The 21,832-nt window shown below is 48.5% G+C and carries 21 protein-coding genes; 18 read left to right on the top strand and 3 right to left on the bottom strand.

The window, feature by feature from the left end; all coding sequences use genetic code 11:
- From F0220_RS24385 to F0220_RS24335, 11 genes are all read left to right on the top strand, one after another.
- On the top strand, nt 1-342 hold the full coding sequence (locus F0220_RS24385) for a FliH/SctL family protein (RefSeq protein ID WP_091020898.1): 342 nt from the start codon (nt 1-3) through the stop codon (nt 340-342).
- Between the two features lie 434 nt (nt 343-776).
- Nucleotides 777-1,871 (top strand): CgeB family protein, encoded by a 1,095-nt coding sequence (locus tag F0220_RS24380; protein ID WP_091020899.1) that lies wholly within the window; start codon nt 777-779, stop codon nt 1,869-1,871.
- A 60-nt stretch (nt 1,872-1,931) separates the two neighbouring features.
- Entirely contained in the window at nt 1,932-3,071 is a 1,140-nt protein-coding gene (locus F0220_RS24375; protein ID WP_091020900.1) for a CgeB family protein, read from the top strand.
- Between the two features lie 66 nt (nt 3,072-3,137).
- The gene (locus F0220_RS24370) at nt 3,138-4,763 is read left to right on the top strand and encodes a glycosyltransferase family 4 protein (RefSeq protein WP_146117105.1); all 1,626 of its coding nucleotides are present in this window, start codon (nt 3,138-3,140) and stop codon (nt 4,761-4,763) included.
- Nucleotides 4,764-4,777: 14 nt separating this feature from the next.
- Entirely contained in the window at nt 4,778-5,869 is a 1,092-nt protein-coding gene (gene wecB, locus F0220_RS24365; RefSeq protein WP_105601373.1) for a non-hydrolyzing UDP-N-acetylglucosamine 2-epimerase, read from the top strand.
- Complete coding sequence (locus tag F0220_RS24360) at nt 5,862-6,848, top strand: polysaccharide biosynthesis protein (RefSeq protein ID WP_017692517.1); 987 nt, start codon at nt 5,862-5,864, stop codon at nt 6,846-6,848. Before wecB ends, F0220_RS24360 begins: the two co-directional genes overlap by 8 nt.
- Complete coding sequence (locus F0220_RS24355; RefSeq protein ID WP_036605842.1) at nt 6,845-7,672, top strand: dTDP-4-dehydrorhamnose reductase family protein; 828 nt, start codon at nt 6,845-6,847, stop codon at nt 7,670-7,672. The genes F0220_RS24360 and F0220_RS24355 overlap by 4 nt, the downstream gene beginning before the upstream one ends.
- Entirely contained in the window at nt 7,654-8,595 is a 942-nt protein-coding gene (locus tag F0220_RS24350) for an NAD-dependent epimerase/dehydratase family protein (protein WP_105601192.1), read from the top strand. Before F0220_RS24355 ends, F0220_RS24350 begins: the two co-directional genes overlap by 19 nt.
- Nucleotides 8,592-9,308, top strand: coding sequence for a glycosyltransferase (locus F0220_RS24345; RefSeq protein ID WP_091020903.1), 717 nt, complete (start codon nt 8,592-8,594; stop codon nt 9,306-9,308). Before F0220_RS24350 ends, F0220_RS24345 begins: the two co-directional genes overlap by 4 nt.
- Nucleotides 9,309-9,404: 96 nt before the next feature.
- Nucleotides 9,405-10,121, top strand: a complete 717-nt coding sequence (locus F0220_RS24340; protein WP_091020904.1) for a glycosyltransferase — start codon at nt 9,405-9,407, stop codon at nt 10,119-10,121.
- A 250-nt stretch (nt 10,122-10,371) separates the two neighbouring features.
- Entirely contained in the window at nt 10,372-10,902 is a 531-nt protein-coding gene (locus F0220_RS24335; protein WP_105601191.1) for a GNAT family N-acetyltransferase, read from the top strand.
- Nucleotides 10,903-11,046: 144 nt separating this feature from the next.
- Here the strand turns inward: F0220_RS24335 and F0220_RS32620 are convergent, their stop codons facing one another.
- Nucleotides 11,047-11,217, bottom strand: a complete 171-nt coding sequence (locus tag F0220_RS32620) for a hypothetical protein (protein WP_167483784.1) — start codon at nt 11,215-11,217, stop codon at nt 11,047-11,049.
- Nucleotides 11,214-12,452: a glycosyltransferase family 4 protein gene (locus F0220_RS24330; RefSeq protein ID WP_105601189.1), complete on the bottom strand. Its 1,239-nt coding sequence runs from the start codon at nt 12,450-12,452 to the stop codon at nt 11,214-11,216. The genes F0220_RS32620 and F0220_RS24330 overlap by 4 nt, the downstream gene beginning before the upstream one ends.
- A gap of 186 nt (nt 12,453-12,638) precedes the next feature.
- Here F0220_RS24330 and F0220_RS24325 point away from each other — a divergent pair, with 186 nt between their 5' ends.
- Both F0220_RS24325 and F0220_RS24320 read left to right on the top strand, forming a co-directional pair.
- Nucleotides 12,639-12,998, top strand: a complete 360-nt coding sequence (locus F0220_RS24325; protein ID WP_105601188.1) for a hypothetical protein — start codon at nt 12,639-12,641, stop codon at nt 12,996-12,998.
- Between the two features lie 218 nt (nt 12,999-13,216).
- Nucleotides 13,217-14,746, top strand: a complete 1,530-nt coding sequence (locus F0220_RS24320) for a DHA2 family efflux MFS transporter permease subunit (RefSeq protein ID WP_223199769.1) — start codon at nt 13,217-13,219, stop codon at nt 14,744-14,746.
- A 64-nt stretch (nt 14,747-14,810) separates the two neighbouring features.
- On the opposite strand, the gene F0220_RS24315 is transcribed toward F0220_RS24320, so the two are convergent.
- Entirely contained in the window at nt 14,811-15,893 is a 1,083-nt protein-coding gene (locus F0220_RS24315; RefSeq protein ID WP_308737367.1) for a glycosyltransferase family 4 protein, read from the bottom strand.
- A gap of 428 nt (nt 15,894-16,321) precedes the next feature.
- On the opposite strand from F0220_RS24315, the gene F0220_RS24310 reads away from it, so the two are divergent.
- From F0220_RS24310 to F0220_RS24290, 5 genes are all read left to right on the top strand, one after another.
- Nucleotides 16,322-17,458, top strand: coding sequence for an ABC transporter ATP-binding protein (locus F0220_RS24310; RefSeq protein WP_105601186.1), 1,137 nt, complete (start codon nt 16,322-16,324; stop codon nt 17,456-17,458).
- Nucleotides 17,455-18,171, top strand: coding sequence for an ABC transporter permease subunit (locus tag F0220_RS24305; RefSeq protein WP_047841224.1), 717 nt, complete (start codon nt 17,455-17,457; stop codon nt 18,169-18,171). The genes F0220_RS24310 and F0220_RS24305 overlap by 4 nt, the downstream gene beginning before the upstream one ends.
- A gap of 4 nt (nt 18,172-18,175) precedes the next feature.
- Nucleotides 18,176-19,570: a GldG family protein gene (locus tag F0220_RS24300; RefSeq protein WP_105601184.1), complete on the top strand. Its 1,395-nt coding sequence runs from the start codon at nt 18,176-18,178 to the stop codon at nt 19,568-19,570.
- Nucleotides 19,567-20,583: a DUF4340 domain-containing protein gene (locus F0220_RS24295; RefSeq protein WP_181155549.1), complete on the top strand. Its 1,017-nt coding sequence runs from the start codon at nt 19,567-19,569 to the stop codon at nt 20,581-20,583. The genes F0220_RS24300 and F0220_RS24295 overlap by 4 nt, the downstream gene beginning before the upstream one ends.
- 62 nt (nt 20,584-20,645) lie before the next feature.
- The gene (locus F0220_RS24290) at nt 20,646-21,785 is read left to right on the top strand and encodes a YhcN/YlaJ family sporulation lipoprotein (protein WP_181156161.1); all 1,140 of its coding nucleotides are present in this window, start codon (nt 20,646-20,648) and stop codon (nt 21,783-21,785) included.
- Nucleotides 21,786-21,832 lie beyond the last annotated feature (47 nt).

Raw genomic sequence — 21,832 nt, 5'->3', positions numbered from 1 at the left:
ATGTTAAAGAAGAAGAAAATAAGACTGAGAACCAAAAGAGCTTTGTTAATCCGTGGAGCCCGTCTGCGCAAAATTCGCAAGCTGCGTGCGCTCAGAGCCAAACGTGTTCTTCACAAACGCCCACTTAAAGGACGCAGTGCGTGGCTCAAAAAAAAGAAACGTGCGGTACGGCGGCACCGGAGTCCAAAGGCCGTACAACCAGTCGTCCCGGCTACCCCTACCGATCCGAACCCGGACGGTGCTTACAGCCAGGGATACAACGAGGCGTACAACGAGGGATTCAACGCGGGTTTCGCCAAGGGATTCGAGGACGGACATCAGCTGGCGTACAAAGCACAGTAACCGAGTAGACAGGATTATTTCTGCATGGAATGATACCTGTCTTATAGTGCCGGTTCAAAAAGACCGGTTTTCAGTACCGAGAAGATGGGATGAAGCTGAAATGGAGTAGCGGAGCGTAGAGAAGACTACGTGAGCAACGGACATTTCGGCTGAATTTCATATTCGATGCTGGTGATGCCGATAGGCATCCTTCGTAATCAAAAGCGGACTTTTTGAACATCCTCTAACAAATAGCCAGGGGGGCAGATCCCTCCGGGCTATTTGCATCGCCGCAAAAGCGGACATGCCCGTACAGGCGGATGTGGAGGGCAAGCGCCAATTTTGCGCCTTGCAGGACACCCGTCCATGATGCATCTGACCCCGAGGCATATCCTTTAGAGGGAAGACCAATCTCGGGGAGAGTCTGGAAGTGAGATCTCCTGAAGGAAGACAGGGTGAAGAATGTGGCAAAACGAAAGCACCGTCCGCTGACCGAAGCGGAAACGGCTTACCGCGGCGGATATGCAGAAGGCCGCAGATTCGGCGGCTGTCAGGCCATGATGGAGCGGGTGCAGATGTTTGAACCGACCCTGCGGGACATGAAAGTGTTATATATCCCGCAAGGATTCGATGCCATCGATGAAGGTGTCACCTTGGCTCTGCAGCAATCTGTACGTGAATGCGTTGTTGGATCGCCAGCAGCGATGTTGCAGGAAGCCAGTCAGCATCGGCCCGATGTTGTGCTCGTCATGAATGGTCTGCATGTATTTCCCGCAGATCATGTGGAGCAGGTGAATGGCATACGTGCACTCGGTATCCGAACTGCCGTGTGGTTTGTGGATGATCCGTATTTCACCGAAGATACAACGTCCCTTTGCCAGCACTATGATGTCGTGTTCACGCATGAAGAGGCCGCGGTGCCCTTCTATCTGGCACATGGAGCGAACCAGGTCATCTATATGCCACTCGCGGTGAATCCAGGCATGTTTCAACCGCGGCGCGCGGCACCGCAGCATCAGCACGACATTTGTTTTATCGGTACCGGATTCTGGAACCGGATTGCCTTGTTTGATGAGCTGGCCCCTTTTCTTGCGGACAAAAAGGTATTCATTGCGGGTAGCCAGTGGAATCGGTTGGCACGCTTTGATGTACTAGGCCGTTTCATCCACGAAGGATGGATTGCTCCTGGAGAGACAGTGGATTATTACAATGGCGCCAAGATTGTCATTAACATTCACCGGACTTGCGAGAATGGGGAAGACAATCGCAACACACATCATCTTGAAGGTCACTCGATTAATCCACGCACGTATGAGATTAGCGCATGTGGCACAATGCAGATTACGGATGCACGTGCAGATTTACCCCGTTATTATAAGCCGGGATATGACATCGAGACGTTCACCAACGCAGCAGAACTTCAGCGCAAGATCCACTATTATCTGAAGCATGAAGAAGAACGACAGGCGATGGCGTGGCGTGGACTTCTCACCACGATGAACCAGCATACATTCACTCGCCGGATCGGTCAGTTGCTGGAACATTTGTAATCCCAGTCTGAAGTGCAGCATTAACAAGAACCCTATCCCAAAAAATAAAGGAGTGGCGGTATGTCTCTCAAACACCGTAAAACCAAAAAGGTTCATGCACCCGTACTGAGCCTGGCTGATCAAGCACGCAAAAATGGGCAACATGCCGGATATGACGCAGGTAAGGAAGAAGGATATCTGCGCGGTCGCGCCAACTATATTGTGAATTGTGCACAGGAACCGTTGCCTTTCCGACAGCTTCACGTGCTGTATGTATCCTCGGGTAAAGGCTTCCCTTACTCCCCGTTGGATGAGGCCATTATGGCCACGCTACAGGGTATGGTAGCTCAAGTAACCCTCTCTGATCCGCGTCAACCGGTTTCTGAAATTGCGCTGCAGACGCGTCCTGATCTTGTGCTTGTGCTGGATGGAATGGATATCCCCATCGAGCATATCGATGCGATTCGCCAAGCGGGCATTCAGACGGCGATCTGGCTCACGGATGACCCGTATTATACAGATATGACGCTGGATATTGTGACACATTTTGACCATGTCTTCACGTTAGAACTGAACTGTATTGATCTATATCGACAAATCGGCTGCGCGTCAGTTCACTACCTCCCTTTTGCCGCATTCACTAATCATTACTTTCCGATTACAACACCTTCCCCGTTAAAACGGGATGTCAGCTTTATCGGCTCGGCCTATTGGAACCGGGTATACTTCTTCAATCCAATCATGCCTCAGTTGATGTCACACAATACGGTATTTAACGGAATCTGGTGGGACCGTCTGCCTGACTATACTGCCTATGGAGAGAAGATTGAGCTCGGGCGCTGGATGAGTCCGCCGGAGACCAATGATGTGTACAATGGCACCAAAATTGTCATCAACCTGCATCGATCCCACGAAGATGATTCCGTCAATAATAATCACCTCAAAATCCCGCCAGCTTCACCGAACCCGAGAACGTTTGAAATTGCCGCGTCCACGACGCTACAGCTGACCGACGCCCGGGATGACATTGCGCGTTTCTACAAACCGGGTGTGGAGATTGAGACATATTCCTCGCCGCAGGAGTTACTCGACAAAGTGGAATATTATCTTACTCATGAAAAGGAACGCCGTGAGATTGCACTTCGTGGACTTGAACGTACACTGAAAGACCACACGTATGGCAAAAGAATTAATGAAATGTTAACCATCATATTCCCTTAATTCTGGCCGGGAGGAGGTGTGCACAGTACCCTGTATCCGATACCCGTTTACAGGGTCCGTGCGGCCATGGCAACGAAACCAAAGATGATGTTATTTTCACATGTGTGCAATACTCGCAGCATTACAGGCGCCGAGAAGCTGCTGCTTCATTTTATGAGAGAGATCGGTGCGATCTTTGAATGTGTGCTCGTAGTCCCTCAGGAGGGGAAGCTTGAGGGGCTTGCGCGGAGATTCGGCATTCAGGTCAAAATATGCACTCTGCCGATGCTTCACGGTGTGTACACACCTTACCTGAGCATTGCAGATGATGCCGAGCAGCTTCGCCATACACCAGCATATCAGGAAGTGGTCTCTCTAATACGAGAGACTGCTCCCGATCTCGTGTTAACGAATACCTGTGTCAATGTGATGCCGGCGGTAGCGGCGAAGTCGCTTCAGATTCCGATTATCTGGAAGATTACCGAGATCATTCATACGAATGAACATACAATCGAGGCGATCCAGATGATTGGCCGTTACGCGGATTGGATTATCGGTATATCCGAGACAGCGGTAGCCCCATTCCAAGAAGCCGGCATGGGTGACAAAGTGACCATCATATCCCCTACTTGGGAACCCGCGCTACCAGCACCGGACCGCTGGGTTCATCTGCGCGAACGCAAGCGTAAAGAGCTCGGTTTCAAATCATCGCAGACCTGTATCGGTTATATTTCTTCATTTATATATGATGCCAAAGGGTTGAAACCTTTTGTGGATATGGCTTTGAGAATCTGTGAAACACATTCGCGCTGTCGCTTCTGGATCATCGGGGCAGCATCGGATAAAAAGTATTACGACGAGTGTGTATCACGGGTGAAAAAATCCGGGTATTCACGCCGGTTTACCTTCACCACATTTGAAGAGAACGTATCTCTGGCATATACCGCGATGGATATCCTGGTCATCCCAAGCATGGTCAAAGAAGGATTTGGCATGACCGCACTGGAGGGGCTCTATTTTGCCAAACCGGTCATCGCTTTCGCTCAGGGTGGACTGAAGGAATTAATGGAATCCGTAGGCAGTGATGCATTTTTGGCCCCGCCGGGTGATACCGAAGCGCTTGTCACTTTGGCAACAACCTTGCTGAATGATGCAGAGCTGGCCTCAAATACGGGGTGGCGTAATCGGACAGAAGCGGAAAGGCTCTACGGCGTTGAAACCTACCGAACGAAACTGCATACGATGGTGACACAGTGGTTATTGCGTTTTCCCGGATGGTTTGCTTATATCCAACCTCCGAATGGACCTGTGTATACCCATGGGGAGGGAGGACTACGCACTGTACTGGTCCTGGAGCCGACTACGGTTCGAGCACTATTATTCCCACTGACCGTCATACAGGCGTTACCACATTCCTCATTACCTCCAATCGCATTGGGGCACGATGCTCCTGTTGCCTCAGGTACTGGCCCGGCTGCAAAGCCGGTTCAACAGAGGGGCAAAACGCGGAAACGTCGTCGCAAGCCACTTGCACCTCATTCTCGCCGAGACCGTGAGGGGCTGAAGCGTGCTTCCGGAACTGGCAGACGTAAGAGGAAAACTCGTACAACGAAGGGACCACGTCCGCATATGGGGAAATCGGCTAGTCGCAGACGTAAATCTGCCAAAGCGGGACGTAGCCGAGCAGGGCGCAAGGGTTCCAATACAAGATGAAGGCAGGGATTACGATGAAGATCATGACGGTGCTGGGTACGAGACCTGAGATCATACGGCTCAGCCTGATCATCTCCAAGCTGGACCAGTACGCGTCCAAACATATTCTGGTGCATACGGGACAGAACTTCACGGAAAGTCTCAGCGGTCTCTTTTTCAAGGAAATGGGCCTGCGCGCACCGGATTACGTTCTTCAGGATGAAGCGGCCACTCTGGGACGACAGTTATCCTCGATGTTTACGCAGATGGAAGATCTGATATTGCAGGAGAAACCCGATAAATTGCTGTTGCTTGGTGATACCAATAGCGCATTATGTGCAATATTGGCTGAGCGCATGGGTGTTCCTGTTATTCATATGGAAGCAGGTAATCGTTGCTTCGACCTGGATGTGCCTGAGGAGAAAAATCGTAAGGTTATTGATGCCATTTCCACCGTTAATATGCCTTACACGGAACAGAGCAAGAAACATTTGGTCAGTGAAGGGGTACCAAGCAGGCGCATCGTGCTCACGGGCAATCCCATCTATGAAGTAATGCAGCACTACGACGCGCAAGTAAGTTCCAGCAAAATACTCAAAAAGCTCAAGCTGAAGTCCGGGCAATACTTCCTGGTTACTGCGCATCGAGCCGAGAATGTGGATCATGCCCCTCATTTGCTGGAGATTATGAAAGGACTGAACCAGGTCGCAGAGGAACACGGGTTGCGTGTGATCTGCAGTATTCATCCGCGTACCGCGATCCGGATTGCGGAGCATCTGCAACTGGAGATGAACCCGCTGGTGGAGTTTCACGAGCCGTTTGGATTCTTCGACTTTGTAATGCTTGAACGTCATGCACGCTGTGCACTTACGGATAGCGGTACCGTGCAGGAGGAGTGTTGCATTATGGGCGTGCCGACCGTAACGATGCGTCGAACTACCGAGCGGCCGGAAACGGTCGATTGCGGCAGCAATGTAGTCTCCGGTCTGGATGCCGCGCGCATCGCTGATTGCGTGAGAGTCATGACAAAGATGTCTAGCGACTGGGATTGCCCGCAAGGTTACAAAGCCACAGATGTATCCAGTAAAGTGGTTAAATTTCTGCTTGGAGGGAAAATGCATGTTTGAAAATAAGCGTATACTCGTGACTGGCGGTACGGGATCATGGGGTTATGAACTTGTGGCTCAACTACTGCCCCAGCAGCCCAAAGAAATTATTGTATATTCCCGGAACGAGTCAAGCCAAGTGGCTATGAGTCGTGAATTTGAAGACCCACGTCTTCATTTCCGGATTGGAGATATTCGTGACAAGGACGCTTTGACGGCGGCTTGCCAGCATGTGGACTATGTATTTCATCTGGCTGCGCTCAAGCATGTTCCGGTGTGTGAAGACCAACCATACGAAGCACTCAAAACCAATGTGATTGGTACACAGAACGTAATTGAGGCCGCTATTGAGAACAAGGTGGAAAAAGTAATCTATATCTCGACTGACAAGGCTGCCAATCCGTCCAACTTCTATGGCATGACAAAAGCGATCGGCGAGAAATTAATTGTATATGCAAACTTGTTACACAGCGATACCAAGTTTGTTACGGTACGGGGTGGGAATGTACTGGGAACAAACGGCAGTGTGGTACATCTGTTCAAGAATCAGATTCGTCAGAAAGGCCAGGTCTCCATCACGGATATGAGCATGACTCGGTTCTTTCTCACGCTAAAGGATGCAATTACCCTGCTGTTCAAAGCCTCGGTGGAAAGTGTCGGCGGAGAGATCTTTGTCATGACGATGCCTACCTGCAAAATCGTTGATCTCGCGGAAGTGCTGATTGAGGATTCCGGTGTGGAGAATGTGAGCATTGTGGAACGAGGCATTCGTCCAGGGGAGAAAATCCATGAAATATTGATGAGTGAATTCGAGAGCATGACCACCGTTGTCTACGATGAGCAGTACCTGGTTATTCTGCCTACCCTGGGTATACCGGGTCTGCGTGAACATTATACCAATTGTCCCCCGGTCTCCTTTAACAGTTTCAGTTCTGAACACCAACTCATGACCAAAGAGGAGATTCGTGAAATTCTGAAACGCGGAGGATTCTTGTCATGAAACTGCTGATACTTGGTGGAAACGGAATGGCCGGCCATATTTTGGTCGACTATTTCCGCCGTCAAGGTGTACACAGCGTCTTCTACACATCTCGGGATGTAACGGACCCCAATGGTCTGCTCCTGGATGTGAACGACAGCTTCATGGTTGATCGATTGGTAGAAGCTGTGCACCCGGATGTGATTATTAATGCTGTAGGTGTGTTGAACAACTTCGCAGATGAGGACAAAATTACTGCATATCATATTAACGGTTTCCTGCCACATCGTCTGCGGCGGGTTGCTGATACGATTGGTGCACGCCTGATTCATATCAGCACGGACTGTGTGTTCAGCGGGGAACGGGGAGCATACCGGGAAGATGATGTTACGGATGGGACTTCAGCTTACGCCATCACCAAAGCACTTGGCGAAGTTCAGGATGAAGGTCATCTGACGATCCGTACATCCATCATTGGACCCGAGATTCGGCAGGGCGGCATTGGTCTGATGCAATGGTTTATGTCCAGCACAGGTGAAGTCGGGGGGTATACCCGCGTATTCTGGAACGGTGTGACCACACTTGAGCTGGCCAAATGGGTAGACCATTACCTGGCCTCATCGGTTAGTGGTCTGATCCACTTAGCTCATCCGGCACCTGTCAGCAAACATGATCTGCTTGTATTGTTCAAGCAGACCTGGGATAAGCAGGATGTGACGATTGTGCGTGATGACAGTGTAGTGCAAGACCGTACGCTGGTGTCCACTCGCGAGGATGTGAAGACAGACCTGCCGGATTATTCTACAATGCTGAAGGAGTTGGCATTATGGATGGAGCAGAGCTGAGAGGCAAGAAAGTGCTAATTACAGGCGCCTCCGGTTTTACCGGGCGACATGCCGTATCTTATTTTCGGGAAGTTGGTGCAGTGGTTACGGCGGTAGTCCGGAGGCCGGATGTGTATTCATTTGGTAAAGGTGCACAAGTCCATGTCTGTGATCTGAACGATAAACAGCAAGTGCGTCATCTGATCGGCGAGGTGCAGCCCGACTATGTGCTGCATCTCGCTGGCAAAAATTCAGTGCCTAATTCGTGGTCTGATCCGCTACTGGTCCTGGAGACCAATGTGATGGCCGTGCTGTATCTGCTGGATGCGCTTCGCAGTTGTCCGACAGCACGAACCGTTATTGTAGGATCAAGGTTAAAATATACGCCGGAACCTGGCCGGATTCCCCAGCCTCCGCATCCATACAGTCTCAGTAAAGCGCTGGAAGAGATGGTGTCCTTGTCGTGGATGTCGCTCTTCGGACAACAGATCATGCTGGCGGAGCCGGGCAATCTGATTGGTGCGGGTCCTTCTACAGGCATCTGTTCCCTGCTTGCGCGCCATGTTGTTGCCTGTGAGCAGGCGGGCAAAACGGAGGCATTCCGTCTGTCCGGACGGGACAATACCCGTGACTTTCTCGATGTGCGGGATGCAGTCAGAGCGTATGCAACCCTCCTGATACAGGGGTCCAGCGGTACAGTATACCCGGTGGTGTCTGGCGTCGAGCGCAGTCTAGGTGAAATTGCAGATCTGCTCTTGTCCATGACAGAAGCGGAAGTCCCTGTTCGCTGGGATGGGGCATCATCTGGTCCGGACGGTTCGGGGAAACAGGAGGAATTATCACTGCTGCGCAAGCTTGACTGGCAGCCGATGATTCCATTCGCCACATCACTTCAGGATATCCTGAGTGATGTTCGTGCCCAGCAAGGGAGGACGACAAGTTGAATCCGAGAGTATCCATTGTCATTCCATTCTATAACTGTCCTTATGTGCCTCAGGCAATTCAGAGTGCGCTGAACCAGACGTATCCCGATGTGGAAATCGTTGTTGTGAATGACGGTTCCACCCGGCATGCAGAGTTGCTTCAACCCTATCTTCCTTATATTCATGTGCTTGGCAAAAGCAATGGCGGGACGGCTTCGGCACTTAATCACGGCATCCGCCATGCCTCAGGTGATTATGTAGCTTGGCTCAGTTCGGATGATTATCTGTATCCGGATAAAATTCGTTATCAGCTGGAGTTTATGCAGCGTGAGAATGTGCTGGTCTCACATACAAATTTTCACTATATCAACGAGCATTCGGCCGTTACCAGAATGCATGGTGGGCCTGAACCGATGTCGGATATGGATATACTACGACGGTTTGTTAACGGCAATCCGGTGAATGGCTGCACGGTCATGATTCGTAAGGATCTCTTTAGCGGAGTAGGGCTGTTCGATGAACTTCTGCCCTACACGCATGATCTGGATCTCTGGATGCGTATTGTACTGAACGGTCATCGGTTCCCATACCTGAACGAACCGCTTACTGCCTATCGGTGGCATGGGGGAATGGGATCGGTACGTCATGCGGATGTCATTGGCAAAGAGGCATCCATGGTATGGTCCAGATATCGGGAACCGCTGTTGCAGCGAATAGCGACGCTTGGCGGGTAGCGTAGGGAGGGCAGTTATGAAAGCCAAAAGATGGCTGATTAACGCCCTCTTTGCGCAGCATTTTACCTAAGACAGTAAGAGGAGGGGAAGGCCCGAATGGAGCCAAAAGTATCGATCGTCATTCCTTTTTATAATTGTGCTTATATCGAGCAGGCTGTTCACAGTGCCATTCACCAGACGTATCCGCATATCGAGGTCATCGTAGTGGATGATGGGTCAACCGAGCATGTGGAGCGGCTAGAGCCATTCATGGATTCTATCCGCTATATTCACAAAGAAAACGGTGGAACCGCGACCGCATTAAATGAGGGCATCAAACATGCAACAGGGGATTACTTTGTCTGGCTCAGCTCAGATGATGTGATGCTGCTGGATCGGGTGGAGAAACAACTGAAGTTTATGCGTGAGGTCAAGGCTTCATTCTGCCATGGTGCCTACCATTATGTGAATGAGAAGAGTGAATGGTTGGATACGGTGCAGCCGGAAGTGGGAAGTCGTCTGGAGATGTTGCAGGTACTGCTGGAAGGTTGTCCGATCAACGGCTGTACTGTCATGTTAGAGATGGAAGCATTTGAGCGGTTTGGACTGTTCGACACTGATTTTCGCTACACCCATGACTATGAAATGTGGATGAGGCTGTTTCCGATGTATGAGCTGTTCTACTACAATGAACCTCTGATGTGTTACCGATTGCATGAGTCAATGGGGACCAAACGCCATTTCAAGGCACTGGTTGCCGAGATGGAAAAAGTTCAAGAGAAGCATAGACCTATTTTGCTCAATTTGCTTCAGGTTGGCGGGTACTGGAAGTAAATGTTTTTGGTAAAAATGGCTGATTGGAATAGATGTTAAATGGACAGGAGAGCACCCTTATGAAACACTTTTTAAGTGTTATAAGTGGTAAGCTCCTTTTTTGCTCTATGGACAGATTCGTGTACAGAAAGGGTGAACGATTGCTGAAGTCTCTGTATAATGAAATGATTCATACACGGAAGGGACTGGACTATGCGCAGATATCAATATCTTAAACCCAACTATTAATAAACTAATGGAGGTAAGAGTATTGATTACAGAGTTACACACAGAACGGTTATATTTGCGAAAAATGGACGTAGCGGATTCGGCCAGTTTGTTTAAGATTTGGTCTGATCCAGATGTAACTAGATTTATGAATATCACTCATTTTACGGATGAAAATCAAGCTATAGCCATGATTAATCTTCTGGATGATCTTTCTCAGGAAAATAAGGCCATTCGGTTCTCTATCCTTGCGCAAGAGTCCAACGAAATCATAGGTTCATGTGGTTATAATTCACTGGATTTTGACAATCTTAAAGCAGAAATCGGGTATGACATTGCCAGATCACACTGGGGGAAAGGATATGCTGCGGAAGCGATCTCTTCTTTATTAGCTCATGCATTCTCGACTATGAAGCTGAATCGAATCGAAGCAAAGGTTGATCCCGGTAATGTGAATTCGATCAAGCTATTACAAAAGCTCAATTTCACATGCGAAGGCACCCTCAGAGCATACGAGAGGGTAGGCGAAACGTTCAGTGATCTGAATATGTATTCCAAGTTGGCGACAGATTAGAGAGATCTGTAATAGCGTGTTCTCGGTCCGTTAGAACACATTTGAAGCGAACAAGGGGTGTCCTCAGTCATTCATATGACAGATGGGACACCCCTTGTTTGATATTTCGGCATGTTATATAAAGACGGCATATCATTGGACAACTCAATCTTTTGAATTCATGATCGCCATGGATGCAGGATCGGGAAATACATATCCTTTAGGCAGCTTCTTCATCAATTCGTTCATTACAGCGTAATCCACGTCGATGTGAGGTGTGGAAACTGGAGTCGAAAACCAGCGATTGTACAGATCACTCGGTACAAGTAACGTCATATCGTATGTCCTCCTCTGTAGATGGCTTCTTGGTAGACTTGAAATGTACGCAATCCCATCACTTCCAGTGAACGATGTTGTTCAGCCCAGGCTTTCGCCGCCGCACCCACTGTTCTCCGGGTAAGATTATCCTCAAGTAGTGCATCCAACAGTTCACGGAGTGAGTCGACATCCTGCGGAGGAACAACCCATCCCGTACGTCCAGGTTCAACCATTTCAGGCATGCCGGCTGTACCACTGACGATAACAGGTACACCCGCCAGTTGCGCTTCGGTAACGGAGAACGGCTGGGTGTCCTGTAGACTGGGCTGGACATAGATATCTGCATGGCGCAGGAAGGAAGGAATATTGTCCAGCTTGCCCCAGAACACAACATCGGTTCCAATCCCCGTTGAAGAGGCCTGTGACCGCAATTCATCGGTTAGATTGCCTTCTCCTGCGATCCAGCAGACCCAATCGGAACGTTTATTTTTCAGACTGGCTAAGGCCTTGATTAACACATGAACGCCCTTGATGTATTCAAGTCGTCCGGTAAAGGCAATGACTTTCTTGCCCGCAGGTGGTCGCTGGCGGAACTTCACAGCTGCTGAGGCACGGTAGGCTGGGAGATCTACAGCATAGGGAATCTGTCTGAACTTTGATTCAGGAACGGCAAGTTCTGTAAGCGTACTCTTGATCCAGTGGCTTGACACGAGAATGAGCTCGGACTGTGTTGCACTTCGCTCTTCCAATGAGAGAAAATAACGTCCACGCTTGGATTGCAAATATGAAGGGAGAGTAAGCTGTGGGTTGGAATTTTGTGCATCGTAAAAGGCTTCGCGTGCAAGAGCGCCATGATAGCTTGTAACCAGTGGGATATTGCGGTTCAAGATGCGTTTTATGGCTACGGCAGCTACTGGATCTTGCGCATGAATAACGTCGTAGTGGTCCACACCCAGATAAGCGGCTGCCATCTCGAAGGCATATCTATTCAGTTCATAATAAGCGAGAAGAGGATCGGCAGTGAATTGTGGTAGATCAGTCGGATTGAGTTTGGCTTGCAGCATGGGCCACACCTTATCCTTGGAGAAAGCGCGGTTCAGATTACGAACATATACTTCGTTATTGGCGCCATTTGTGCCCATGATATCAACCTCTACACCAAGTGCGATCAGCCTGTCGGCCAGTTGTTTAACATATGTCCATATGCCTCCCATATGTGTAAGCTCCCAATACGTAACGAGCAGAACTTTCATAGCTACCTCCTTGTCACGGCCTGCACCGGCCGAGCTTCTATCCTTTTATTCTATGAAAAAAGAGGACCGGAAGGTCGGGCATTTCCGTGCAATTGGTCGAAAATGGGTGAATGCAAATGGCAATGGACGAGAGGAAGCATATCCTATGTACAGGAAGGTTCATGTGCTCCGAAGGAGGGATCTACAGTGGCGGTATATTTACTTGAGATTCATGAGAATCTGTTACAGACATTTGTTCCCGTCAAGTACATGGATGTGGAGTTGGCCTATGTGGGCGGCGAGGAAGGGACGGATGTATTTGTTGGTGGAGCCAGCATGCACGGAGAACTGTACCGACACCTTTTTCACCTAACGTCAAATTCGGGGGGAGCGGGCGGTAATCAGGTCATTCATAATCTGGATGTGTCATCCGAGCCTTATGAACTGAGGATCATCAGCAACAGTTCTTCACCGAATCATCTGGTTATTCGAATATATTGCAGAAGTATTCACGGTCAGACATTGGGTATACTGTCAGAATATCAGATGATGAAGCTTGCAGATTGATATGGACATCATTGCATAATCATGATTAACCAACGTGTGGAGCAGGGAAGGTGCCTGTTCCATTTTTTTTGTGGTGCATCCATAGAGAAATGTCTGAAAAAATAGCTTGACAGCAAAGGTATTTTCATTAGAATTAGATCAGTATTAAACGAAAGTTTAAAACGACGATTTAAAACGATAGTTTGAAATTGGTCGTCAATATAGGCCGAGTGAGACGCATGGCTAAACCTGCGATCTCCTGGCTGGAAAAGAGTGTGGAGAACGTGAAAGAACAAACAGCAGTATCCCAGGAGCCCGCAGAGTTTTCAATCAAAACGATTATACTGCCACTCCTGGCTATTATCGTCGGTATGATCATGGTTATACTGGACAGCACGGTGGTGAACGTGGCCATTCCGAATCTGGTTCAATATTTCGAGACCGACCTGAAGACCATTCAATGGACGGTTACGGGTTATACCTTGGCTTTGTCTGCAGTTATTCCACTGGCAGGCTGGTTAACGGACCGCTTTGGTGCCAAAAGAGTGTTCCTATTCACCATTGCCATGTTTACCTTGGGTTCAGTGTTATGCTCGATCGCTCAATCACCTGAGCAATTGATCATTTACCGTATCATTCAAGGCCTTGGTGGAGGCATGGTTGCTCCTATTGGTATGGCCATGGTCTTTCGTCTGGCTCCGCCTGAGCGAAGAGGTTCCATCATGGGGATGCTGGGAATTCCGATGTTGCTTGCCCCTGCATTGGGTCCGGTGTTGTCCGGGTGGTTTATTGAATCACTGAGCTGGCACTGGATCTTCCTGATTAACTTGCCAATAGGTATTGCAGCTTTCATTCTATGTATCAAATTTTTGCCCGATACAGATCGTGGACGCACACCTGCACTGGATCTGCTCGGCATGATTCTGGCGCCAATTGCGTTCTCGATGCTCGCTTACGGTGTGAGTGAGGGCGGAACGAGCTGGACGTCTGCAACAACTTTGACGGGTGTCATTGTGGGTGGTGTAGCGCTCATTTTGTTCATTATTGTGGAGCTTCGTCATCAAAATCCATTGCTCGAACTCCGGGTATTCAAATCATCTGATTTCTCACGGGGAATTATTCTCGCATGGGTGTCACAAGTGGCGCTATTCGGTGCCATGATCCTGATCCCGCTTTATTTGCAGCAGATCAAAGGGTACACTGCACTGGAAACAGGATTGATTTTACTGCCACAGGCGTTGGCTTCCGGAGTGGGTATGCCGCTCGGTGGTCGGTTGTTTGATAAAATCGGTGCTCGACCTCTGGCTTTTGTGGGTCTCGGTATTATCTCGGGAGCATTGTTTATTCTGTCCTCCATTACGGCAGAGACAGGTCTTGGCCTGATTATAACAGCTCTGGTCATGATGGGTCTGGGTATGGGCCTGTCCATGATGCCACTCAATACGCATGTATTAAATGCTGCACCGCGTAAGTTGGTTGGACGGGTGACACCGCTCACGGCTGCTGCACAGCAAGTGGTCGTGTCCTTTGCGGTTGCAGGGCTTACAGGCTTCCTTACTTCAAGAATCGCAGACAACACAACGAGTACAGAGCCGACCGCTATCGTTCATGGTTTGGTGGCTGGTTTCAATGATACGTTCTTCCTGGCCGCTTGTATTGCATTGTTCGGATGTTTGCTCAGTCTGATTCTGCGCAAACCTAAGCCGATGCCGGAAGAAGAACTTCAAAATGGCGACAAGCCTGATCCCGCGATGATGATGGGACACTAAGACTTTTAATAAAAACAGAGTAAGGCAGTTCAGAGAATCTTGCTGAACTGCCTTTTTGTTATGCTCAATGGAAAATTCGCAGTGCTGTCATCATTTCACGGAAAGAAATGGCATATCGATCGGGTGAGAAAGACAAGCTCATATGCTGTCTGCCCTGAATGCGAATATATTCCCGCAGTTTCTTGTTCTTCATGAGGTCTCTTGCTTCGGCTACGGCCGCCTTTACATCTCCAATTGGATAAAACTTTCCAGTCTTATTATGTGTGATAAATGAGCGCACTCCATCTGAATCTGTGCTGAGCACAGGGCAGCCACAGCTAATGGCTTCAGCGACGGCATAACCGAATCCTTCAAGCAGGGAAGTGGATAACATGATGCCCCCTGAAGCGGCAATCATGGAATAATATGCAGGCATCTGAGAATGAGGAACATTGATGAAGATCCCAATCCGATCCTCAAGCCCGTATTCTGCCAGCATGTGCCGGAACATGACCTCATCTTCTGGATTAGCCAAAGTTGGATCGTGGAATAACCATAGTCTGGCTTCCGGATTTTTTTTGACGATTTCACTCGATATGATTAAATATTCACGCCAGTTTTTATTGTGTTCAAGTCGTCCTACCCAAGCCAGCACCGGATAGGGTGGGGTATCCACCAAGATTGGTGCGAAGGTGTCGGTATCCAGCATATTGGGAATAACAAACCGATGAAGCCAAGGACAGATATGAATGAACATATCTAGCAGGTGATCTGTGGGAGGTATAACGGCAGCATCACAATGGGCTTGAAGGTAAGGGACACCCATCTGTATCGTTTCCAGAGCCTGATCGCGTGTTCCAAGTCCCTGCGCTTCAAAAATAATTCGTCCGGTAAAACCAAGTCCTCTCAAGCGGCCGGGCATAGCGATGTCTGAAGTGGCAATGATGGCATCATAATGATGAGTATGAATGATATGATGGATATCCTCGTCACTGGACGCGGTGAAAATGGGCGTATCACTGTTGTTCTGCAATCCCGAGCCTGTGTTGAGATACAATAGGTGCGCTTCAATGCCATGGCGTTTCAGAACAGCGGTGCGCAGTCGATTTAACGTATCCACGCCACCGCTCGGAACATAAAACGTGAATAATACTTTCACACGATTCACCCTCTGACTTTTGGTCAGGAGCACATTCTCCTGTACTCTATGTTACGTTGGCTTTAAGCGCAGGGTGTGGGTGTTGACCAGAATGTTCACATTTTGGACAAATATTTTTAAGCTGTCTTTTAAGTGTCATTAAGCTGAGGCTAGGATACCTCACGTAAGATACAAGGAACTTCCCGTGTCTATCATCTATTACATAAGTTCAACGTAACATTTACACGATAACGGAGAGGGCAGAAATAACTTGAAGAAGCGAAGCGTTCACCTTTATCAGCGGATTTTTCCTTCTGAAATGAAGGAATCAAAAAAATCTGGGGATAACAGTGATCGGAAGGTTATTCTGCCATCGGAGTGCCAGTGTAAATATTTTCAGTTGAATTTATATAACGAACGATGGTGCACGGGTATTTTAACGGGAAAGGATGAATGATGTGCTCGAAGTGAAACAGGTCAGCAAAGTTTACGAAGGGCAACGCGGCGTACATCAACTGGATTTCACCATGGAACGTGGTGAGATTGTTGGCTTTCTCGGACCCAATGGTGCCGGAAAAACAACAACGATGCGTATGATTACAGGCTATGTGCATCCAACCGCGGGTTCCATTATGGTGGATGGGGTATCGGTGCATGAACAGGGCCAGCGTGTTCGTTCCAAGATTGGGTATCTGCCTGAAACGCCGCCACTGTATCCGGATATGACGGTGCAGTCCTATCTTAAATTCGTAGCCAATTTGCGAGATGTCCCGGCACGTGAGGTTAAGCTGCGGGTCAGTGAGATGGTTAGCAGACTGGGACTTCTGGGTCGGGAAAGACAAATGGTACGTGGGTTATCCAAAGGATACAAACAACGCCTTGGGCTGGCAGGAGCCATTATTCACAAGCCAGATCTGCTGGTTCTGGATGAGCCAACATCGGGGCTTGATCCAAATCAGATTATCGAGATCCGGGATTTAATACGAGAACTGGGGGAGAACCATACAGTGCTGCTCAGTACGCATATTTTGCCTGAAGTGAGCACACTCTGTAATCGAATGTTGATCATCAATCAGGGACAGCTCGTGCTGGATGGTTCACCTCAGCATTTCGGATCAGCAATGGGGGATCAATTCAAAGTGTCGATTGAAGTGAAGGCCACTGCGGAGCAATTACATAATGTGCTGACACCATGGGAGAAGGTGCGGAGTGAAGTCATTCAAGCGTCGGATGCGAATACCGCCAAAGATACTGCACTTAATTCAGATTCAGCAGAAACGGTTAAAATGCTGCTTACTGGAGAAAACTCGGAAGATTTCCGGGAGGAGCTGTTCTACCTTTTGTCAGGTGCAGGATTACCGATACTGGAGATGAAGAAGGAGAACCTGAGTCTGGAACAAATCTTCCTGAAGCTGACCACAACCGAGGCAACAGACACAGACGCAAATTCGGCAGATGTGGATAAGGTTGCTGACGCAGAGATGGATCAGGAGGACGTATCTTCGGACAACGACCTGTCGAGTATATCGGGAACATCAACGAGTACATCAACGGATGCTTCGTCCCATTCCAGCAAAAGGGAGGACTCCAAATGAGACGAATGATGGCGGTATGCAACAAAGAGCTGCAAGCTTATTTTCTGTCACCAACGTCCTATTTTGCTTTTGCCGTATATGTACTGATGACCAGTCTGCTGTTCTATTCAAGCTTTGTATATTACCAGCCGAGTATTGTCGATTACCGTCTCGTGTTGGGCGATACGTTGTCCATGCTGCTGTTTGTTGTGCCATTGTTAACGATGCGACTGGTTGCAGAGGAATTCAGACAGGGAACAGATGAATTGTTGCTGACTTCTCCTGCACGTGTAACAGAAATTATTTTTGGCAAATATCTTGCTTCTCTGGCCATTCTGGTTGTGCTCATCCTGTGTAGTCTGGTATACCCATTCATCATGTCGTTCTATGGGACATTGGATATGACGACGGTATGGATGTCTGCGCTGGGGTTATTTTTCCTGGGCGGAAGCATGATGGCGATTGGACTGTTCGCATCTACATTATCCCAACATCAGATGGTGTCTGCGGTGGCGGGTTTTATTATTTTGCTCGTTTTGTGGATGCTTGATTCATTCGCAGGTAATACAGGTTCTGTTTTACAGCAGTGGCTGGACCCGTTTGCCCTGACTAACCGGTTCGACAGCTTCATGAAAGGTGTGCTTAGTGGGCCGGATATCTTGTATTATGTCACCCTTTCGGGTGTGTTTCTGCTGTTAAGCATTCAAATTGTGGAACGGAAGCGGTGGAGGTGAGAAGATGAAAAAATGGTTAAGTCATACCAACAGTACCGTGTTGTCCGTAGCGGTGATTGGCATCTTTATTTTGCTAACACTGTTCCTGAATTCACTTGGCGGCTTCCAGCTGGATCTGACCTCGAACAAACAATACACGTTATCTGACCAGTCCCTTACTGCGATCAAGGACGTGAAGGATGACGTCAACATTCTGGTGTTAACCGTCGAAAATGCCAACAACACCGTCCTGAACCGTGAGGTCACGGATATGGTCGAGGAATACACGAAACGCAATAGCAAGTTGAAAATAAAACAATATAATCTGACGCAGGAACCTGCGCTTGCATCCAAATACGGCATAACAGGCAGCTCCATTGTACTGGAGCAGGGAGATCAACACAAAGTGATTGATATCGCCAGTTTGTTCACCGCGACAGGTGACGGAAGTGACGGATCATACCAGTTCACAGGTGAGGAAAAACTTACGCAGGCGCTCATGAATATGTCATCCACGGAGATGCACAAAATGGTCTTTTTGACTGGACATGAAGAGTTGAGTCTAGCTCAGATGACTACGCTGCAATCCTCCTTGGAACAAAATAATGTGCAAACGGAAGAATTGCAGCTGAATCAGGCTGGCAAGGTTCCCGAGGATGCAGATGTGCTCGCTATTATTGGTCCACAACGTGATCTCAGTGATACCGAAATGAAAGCCATTCGCACCTATCTGAGTAATGGAGGCAAGCTGTTATTATCCCTCGGATTTGTGGAAGATATGAAATCCAGTTGGAAAAACATCGATGCCCTCATGGCTGACTATGGCGTCGTTGATGAGCATGCAGTCATGGTGGATAATCAGCAAGCCAGTACGATGGGCCCACTCTGGGTGGTGCCGGAGTATGGTACACATGCAATTACGGACAAACTTGCTGCAAGCCAATTGTATCCGATGTTGTCGTTGTCGATTGCGCTGACCAGCAAAGAACAGGATAAATATACCCTTTCTCCATTAATTCAATCTTCCAGTGACAGTTATGGGGAGACAAATATCGGCGGCTTATTGCAGAATGAAACAACCAATGATGCCGAAGAGGACATTCAGGGACCCGTTGAATTAGGATATGCAGCCGATACGACGGATGGCAAACCGAAGGCGGTTATTCTGGGTTCGTCCATTTTCATGCAGGATTCGGAAATTGCGAATGGTGGCAATCGGGACTTTATTTTGAATACGGTAAACTATTTGAGTGAGAAAGAAAATGGATTGACGATTCGCCCAAGGGTACAAGCCGGGTATGAGATGGCATACCTGAATGGCGAACAGGCCAGAACGATTTTCTTCGTGGCTATTGTAGCATTCCCACTCATCTTTGTTATCATTGGTGTACTCTTATGGTGGAGGCGCAGACGAGTATGAGAAAATGGGTTCCAACAATTCTGGTGGTCATCGTACTGATTGTGGGATGGGTGTACGCGGCCAGTCAAAATTATTTTCGAGAAGAAGAAGCGGCGCAAGCCAAGTTGCTCGGTATTCAATCCAGGGATATTCAATCCATCACAATACATGACACAACGGAGGAGACAGCCGGTACAGCAGCAACTTCGACCCTGACGCTTGAAAATGGTGTATGGCAGATGGTTGAGCCAAAAGCCTATCCTCTGAACGGTTACAGTGTTAGCAATTGGTTAGATGCTCTGAGTGGTGCGAATCAGGAACTGGTGGTGGAAGAAGCGCCAACGGATCTGAATAAGTATGGATTAGGAACAGATGCTACACGTATGGATATCAAACTCAAAGATAATCGGGAGATCAAATTGGCTATTGGTGGCCAGCTTCCAGCAGATGACGCACGATATGTGCGCGTAGATGAGGGTCCCGTGGTTGCCGTACAGACAGAGGCGATTACCAACATAGCTTTGTCTCGTCGTGATTTGTTGGATACTACACCGTTCAACATGGATGAGACAAATGTTGGATCTCTGGAGTGGGAAGGTGAAGCAGCTACCTGGATGTTAACATCAACATCGGAGAACGATGCGGCAGAGCAGGCCTGGACACTGAATGGAAAAACGATTGATTCCACAGACGCCATATCCCTTATCGGTAAAATCAAAAACCTGTCAACAGCAGATGATGTGCGCAAAGCTTCCGAGCTGAAAGGTACTGTTCCACGATTCACCCTGTCTGTTGAACAGACGGTAAATGGCCAACAAGTTCGAGATGTGTATCGGGGGCTTACGGTACCATCCAAACCGGATCAGATTTGGGTCATTACGCCGGATGGTCGATGGGCATATGGCATGGATGCGACAAGTCTAACGGAAGCAGAGAAATTCCCGGATACAATTAAAGCATCCACAACTTCTTCGGAAGAGTCGTCGAGTTCTGCACATGACGCAACAACTTCCTCATCAACAGACGGGAAATGAGCGGGGCGGAAGATAAGTGATATTATTGTGTTGAGATGCAAGTATTATTTGGAGGCAGTGCTGTGAACGCAGCACTGTTTTTTATTTTATATAGCGAAGAAACACCTGAATCTACAGGGAAAGGTACCATATCCTTTCAGCATATCGGTACGTACAGAAGCGCATCCTATCTTTGTGACCAAAACCAACATACATTGGAGGATGAGTACATGCCAGCAGTCAAAAAGGCAACAGCTATTACGTTATCATTATCTACTGCAATCTTTGTAATGGCCGGTTTGACAGGTTGTGGCACGAATCGGGACACCAACAATATGCATACGCAAAGTGTTCGTCAGCAAGCCAATGGCATTAACCGTTATGGTGTGGAAACGAATGGAATGGATGGCATCCGTGCAAAAAGTTATCGCATGCATAATGTTACTGACCTGAAATCCAGTGAAGAGCTGGCTAAACGCATCACGGAGATGAAGGAAGTTAAATCCGCCCGTGTCATGTTAACGGATCGTAATGCATATGTCGCTGTTCGTTTGGCAGATGGTCATGCAGGCAAGTTGGAAAGCAAGTCCAATGGTCGTACGAGCATGCTGTCTGGAACAATGCGTAATCATGCCAGTGATACCATGCGTGGGGGCAACATGAATCACGATATGGGTGGTATGCGTGTGAATGGTGGTACGGGCACAATGTCTCCGTACAGCACTAGCGGAATTGCTCCAGGACTGAACACGAATTCAGCAACGGATCGCAGCCATATGGGGAATGACCGCAGCATCTATGGAACCATGGGCACAGGCGCCGTTGGTATGATGCGTGGTCTGACAAACAGCGGCAAAGCACGTGGGACGGACGATGGGCATTATGGTATGAAAAGTGAGGGACAACGTGTAGATAGCACGGACGATAACACATCAGCTGAGATTAAGGGTAAGATTTCAGCCAAAATCAAGCAGTTTGCACCAAACATCGAGAATGTATATGTATCAGCCAATCCGGAATTTGTGGAGCATGTCGAGAACTATGCCACAGATATTCGTAATGGTAAGCCAGTCAGTGGCATGATCGATACGTTCCAATCGATGGTGGAGCGCATTTTCCCAACGAACGGTACAGGTATGAATCACCGCGATGGTATCCTTGACGATGGCCTGATGAACCGTAATCACAATGATGGCGGCATGATGAACCGAATGAATCGGTAGTTTTTTAAGACATGAACAAGTGTGCCTTTGCGCAGATGGTAACATCC

The sequence above is a fragment of the Paenibacillus sp. 37 genome, assembly GCF_008386395.1.
GTDB lineage: Bacteria > Bacillota > Bacilli > Paenibacillales > Paenibacillaceae > Paenibacillus > Paenibacillus amylolyticus_B.
Note: the sequence above shows the minus strand (reverse complement) of the source record. Positions and strands in the feature narration are given on the sequence as shown.

Excerpts from the sequence above, each read along its gene's own strand:
- F0220_RS24385 (WP_091020898.1), top strand. The coding sequence starts at position 1 with ATGTTAAAGAAGAAGAAAATAAGACTGAGAACCAAAAGAGCTTTGTTA.
- F0220_RS24375 (WP_091020900.1), top strand. The coding sequence starts at position 1,932 with ATGTCTCTCAAACACCGTAAAACCAAAAAGGTTCATGCACCCGTACTG.
- F0220_RS24370 (WP_146117105.1), top strand. The coding sequence starts at position 3,138 with ATGGCAACGAAACCAAAGATGATGTTATTTTCACATGTGTGCAATACT.
- wecB (WP_105601373.1), top strand. The coding sequence starts at position 4,778 with ATGAAGATCATGACGGTGCTGGGTACGAGACCTGAGATCATACGGCTC.
- F0220_RS24360 (WP_017692517.1), top strand. The coding sequence starts at position 5,862 with ATGTTTGAAAATAAGCGTATACTCGTGACTGGCGGTACGGGATCATGG.
- F0220_RS24355 (WP_036605842.1), top strand. The coding sequence starts at position 6,845 with ATGAAACTGCTGATACTTGGTGGAAACGGAATGGCCGGCCATATTTTG.
- F0220_RS24350 (WP_105601192.1), top strand. The coding sequence starts at position 7,654 with ATGGATGGAGCAGAGCTGAGAGGCAAGAAAGTGCTAATTACAGGCGCC.
- F0220_RS24340 (WP_091020904.1), top strand. The coding sequence starts at position 9,405 with ATGGAGCCAAAAGTATCGATCGTCATTCCTTTTTATAATTGTGCTTAT.
- F0220_RS32620 (WP_167483784.1), bottom strand. The coding sequence starts at position 11,217 with ATGACGTTACTTGTACCGAGTGATCTGTACAATCGCTGGTTTTCGACT.
- F0220_RS24330 (WP_105601189.1), bottom strand. The coding sequence starts at position 12,452 with ATGAAAGTTCTGCTCGTTACGTATTGGGAGCTTACACATATGGGAGGC.
- F0220_RS24320 (WP_223199769.1), top strand. The coding sequence starts at position 13,217 with ATGGCTAAACCTGCGATCTCCTGGCTGGAAAAGAGTGTGGAGAACGTG.
- F0220_RS24305 (WP_047841224.1), top strand. The coding sequence starts at position 17,455 with ATGAGACGAATGATGGCGGTATGCAACAAAGAGCTGCAAGCTTATTTT.
- F0220_RS24300 (WP_105601184.1), top strand. The coding sequence starts at position 18,176 with ATGAAAAAATGGTTAAGTCATACCAACAGTACCGTGTTGTCCGTAGCG.
- F0220_RS24295 (WP_181155549.1), top strand. The coding sequence starts at position 19,567 with ATGAGAAAATGGGTTCCAACAATTCTGGTGGTCATCGTACTGATTGTG.